This window comes from Actinosynnema sp. NPDC023658, assembly GCF_040639995.1.
Classification (GTDB): domain Bacteria; phylum Actinomycetota; class Actinomycetes; order Mycobacteriales; family Pseudonocardiaceae; genus Actinosynnema.
The window spans coordinates 1-3,260 of sequence record NZ_JBFAAX010000642.1; the positions used below are offsets into that span (position 1 = coordinate 1).

A 3,260-nucleotide genomic window follows, 5' to 3' on the forward strand; every position below is an offset into this window, starting at 1 on the left:
CCCATAGTTCACCCGTTTTGGTAGGGGTAGTGTCTGTCGTTCAGCGTTGTGATGTTGGATCTGCACGACAAAGACCGGCCCCCGCATGGGTGTTGCTGGTTCTTCGTGGTGTCCGCAGAGGAGGAGCGGCGACTGGCGGTGGCCGTGCCCACGGCTGATCGCGGAGGACGGCTGCTCGTCGTGGTCCGCGTTCGAGGGCGTGGCGCCCCGGTCGCGGCTTCAGACCTTTTCCGCGAGAGGACTCGACACCGAGGTCCAGTGGGCGTGCATGGTCGCGAGCGTGTCGTCCAAGCCGTGTCGGGGCTGCCACCCGGGGTGGTCACGGCTGAACTTCCGCGTGTCGGAGATCCAGCACTTGGCGTCGGTGAACCGGGCTTCCGGGGCGTACTGGACCGACATGGGACGCCCGGTGAGCTGCTCGCACTTGGCGACGGCCTCGAGGATCGAGGTGCTGCGCTCGCGCCCGCCCCCGGCGTGGTAGACCGCACCGGGCCGCGGGTCGAGGTGGAAGTGCCAGAACATCCGCACCAGGTCACGCGCGTCGATGTTGTCCCGGACCTGTTTGCCGCCGTGACCGAAGATCGTGTACTCGCCACCCGCGACCGCCGTGCGCACCAAGTGCGACAGGAAGCCGTGCAGTTGCACGCCCGCGTGCCGGGGACCGGTGATGTTGCTGCACCGGAAGATGCCGACGTTCATGCCGAGGTGCCTGCCGTACTCCTGGGCGACGAGGTCCGCGGAGAGCTTGGACACGCCGAAGAAGGTGCGGTCGGTGCCGTCGAGCTCCATCGTCTCGTCGATGCCGAACTCGTGGTACGGGTGGTCGGGGTGGATGTCCCAGCGGGTCTCCAGCTCGACCAGGGGCAACGAGTTGGGCTTGTCGCCGTAGACCTTGTTGGTGGAGGTGACGACGAACGTCGCGGCCGGGCAGTGGCGGCGCGCGGCTTCGAGCATGTTGAGCGTGCCGGTGGCGTTGATCGAGAAGTCGTCGAGGGTCCGCTCGGTGGCCCAGTCGTGACTGGGCTGCCCCGCGGTGTGCACGACCAACTTCACGTCGGCGCCGTAGGCGGCCAGCACCCCCGCGACGATGGCGTAGTCGCGGATGTCGACGTCGTGGTGGCGGTAGTTGGGGATGAAGGACATCTCGGCGACGTTCCCGCTCACGTCGCCATCCGCGCCGAAGAACTTCCGACGCATCCCGTTGTCCAACCCGATCACCAGGTCGAAACGCTCACGGAGAAAACGCACCGCTTCGGTGCCGACGAGCCCGGCAGCACCGGTGACAATCGCAATGTCCATCGTTTCCACTCCTTTCCTGGAGGGTTGAACAATGCACTTCACCACGCCTGGGGCGACCCGTCGGCAGGTATTCAGTGCCCGAAGGAGAAGCACGGGCTACGTATTGGGGCAAACCCGGTCGAACCGACGTCGTGCCTGGTGACGGACACGTGACGGGAAATCAGGCCAAGTCGGCGTGGACGGCCTCGGAGCACGCCGAGGCCGCGCACGAATCCGCAGCGGGAATCCGCCGGTCTCCTCCACGCAGGCGAGGGAGATCCGGGTGGGCGCGCGACGGCGACCAGCGCCACCCGGTATCCGTGGCGCGGGCCGGACGGCGGAGGTCACCGCCGTCGACCTCCGGTCAACCCCCGGCGGACCGCGGCGCGCCGAAGGCCACCGGCTCGGCCGGGACGCCGACCTGGAGCTGCCAGCACTCGCCGATCCCGGTCGAGTGCAGGACCACCTCGAAAGCGTCCACCACGTCCGACACCTCCAGGATCGGCATGCCGAGGTCGTGGATCACACCGCGGAAGCCGTCGATGATCGGAGTTTCCGCGAAACCGGGGCACAGCGCGTTGAGCCGGATGCCCTCGCCGGCCACGAGCGGTGCGTAGGACCGCACGTAGTTCACCACGGCGGCCTTGGTCGCGCCGTAGACGGGGTCGAACGGCACGGGCATGAGACCCGCCAGGCTCGCCATCGCCACGATGCTCCCGCCGCCGCGCGCCCGCAGGGCCGGCAGCACCGCCTCGATGCCATAGACCACCCCGTCGAGGTTGGTGGCCACGACGCGGCGGTAGCGGTCGGCGTCGAACCCGTCCCCGCCGGTCACCACACCGGCGTTCAGCACCGCGATGTCCAGACCGCCGAACCTCGCCACCGCCGTCTGCGCGGCCATCCGGCTGTCCGAGGGGATTCGCACGTCGCACGGCACGAAGACGCCGCCGATGTCCTCGGCGACCGCCTCGCCCCGCTCGGCCACGAAATCGGCCACGACGACCTGCGCACCACCGTCGGCCAGGCGTCGGGCGATCGCCGCGCCGATGCCGTTCGCCGCCCCGGTGACCAGCGCGACTTTGTCAGAGTACTTACCGTTTTCCATCGACGTCCTCCTCAGCACCCCTGTGGACGGATGATTCCCACAGCGGCCGCTCAGGGCAACGGACGACGGCTGCCGACTCCCCGGAGTCCACCACCACTTCCCGTACGGGCAACGCGACCTCGTGCGGCACACGCCGTCGTCCCGACGCGCGGCCCTCCGAACGCCTCTGCGAAGCGTCGACGACTCGACCGCGGGGTGCCGTCAGCGCTCCACCGCGGGTTCCCCGGTCCGGTCCGCGCCGGCGCCCCGGTGCTTGGCCCGCTGGAACGCCCGGATGTACTTGGGCAGCTCGTCCAGCGCTCGTCGCAGGTCGCCGCTGGACACCTGTTCAGCGAACACCGCGTCCACGACGGCCTGCTCCACCTCGTGGTGGACGCGGTGGAGCTCGTCCAGTGAGGCCCCTCGCAGCAGGTCGACCACCCGGATGCGGTCGGTGACGGCGTCCAGGGTGCGCTCCAGGTCGGCGATCACCCGGTCGGCCTCCGCGGGCTCCAGCACGAGGGCACCGGTGTCGGCGAGGCTCAGCAACAGGTCGCCGGCGAACACCGGGCCGCCGTCGGCGGTCACCTCGTCGGGGCCGGTCACGCCGGCACCCGCCGCGCACGTGCTGGCACGGGAACCCGTTGTGGGAGTACGGCCACGACTGCCCCTCTCGGAAGATCGGCTCCAAGCTGATCACGGGACGGGCATCACCGGTGAGACCGCCGGGCGTTGTCTGCCCGCCCGGTCCACGCCCCCTGCCCGCACGTCACCTGCCGCGCCGCTCGGCCGGAGTGGGCGCCAAGGACATCCTCACTTCCCCTCGGGCACATCACACGCGGTGGCGATCGCGCGACGCGGGGTGTGGTGCACGGTGATCGCGCGGTCCACATCGCAC

Annotated in this window: 3 protein-coding genes; all 3 read right to left on the reverse strand. The window is 69.8% G+C overall.

Annotated elements, in window-relative coordinates; translation table 11 throughout:
- Positions 1 to 219: 219 nt before the first annotated feature.
- Positions 220 to 1,299, reverse strand: a complete 1,080-nt coding sequence (locus tag AB0G02_RS32550; RefSeq protein WP_360801867.1) for an NAD-dependent epimerase/dehydratase family protein — start codon at positions 1,297 to 1,299, stop codon at positions 220 to 222.
- Positions 1,300 to 1,642: 343 nt separating this feature from the next.
- Positions 1,643 to 2,383, reverse strand: a complete 741-nt coding sequence (locus AB0G02_RS32555) for an SDR family NAD(P)-dependent oxidoreductase (protein ID WP_360801870.1) — start codon at positions 2,381 to 2,383, stop codon at positions 1,643 to 1,645.
- A 201-nt stretch (positions 2,384 to 2,584) separates the two neighbouring features.
- Positions 2,585 to 2,968 (reverse strand): hypothetical protein, encoded by a 384-nt coding sequence (locus tag AB0G02_RS32560; RefSeq protein ID WP_360801873.1) that lies wholly within the window; start codon positions 2,966 to 2,968, stop codon positions 2,585 to 2,587.
- Between the last annotated feature and the right edge of the window lie 292 nt (positions 2,969 to 3,260).

Bases quoted from the DNA above. Each gene is read 5' to 3' on its own strand.
- AB0G02_RS32555 (WP_360801870.1), bottom strand. From the start codon at position 2,383: ATGGAAAACGGTAAGTACTCTGACAAAGTCGCGCTGGTCACCGGGGCG.
- AB0G02_RS32550 (WP_360801867.1), bottom strand. From the start codon at position 1,299: ATGGACATTGCGATTGTCACCGGTGCTGCCGGGCTCGTCGGCACCGAA.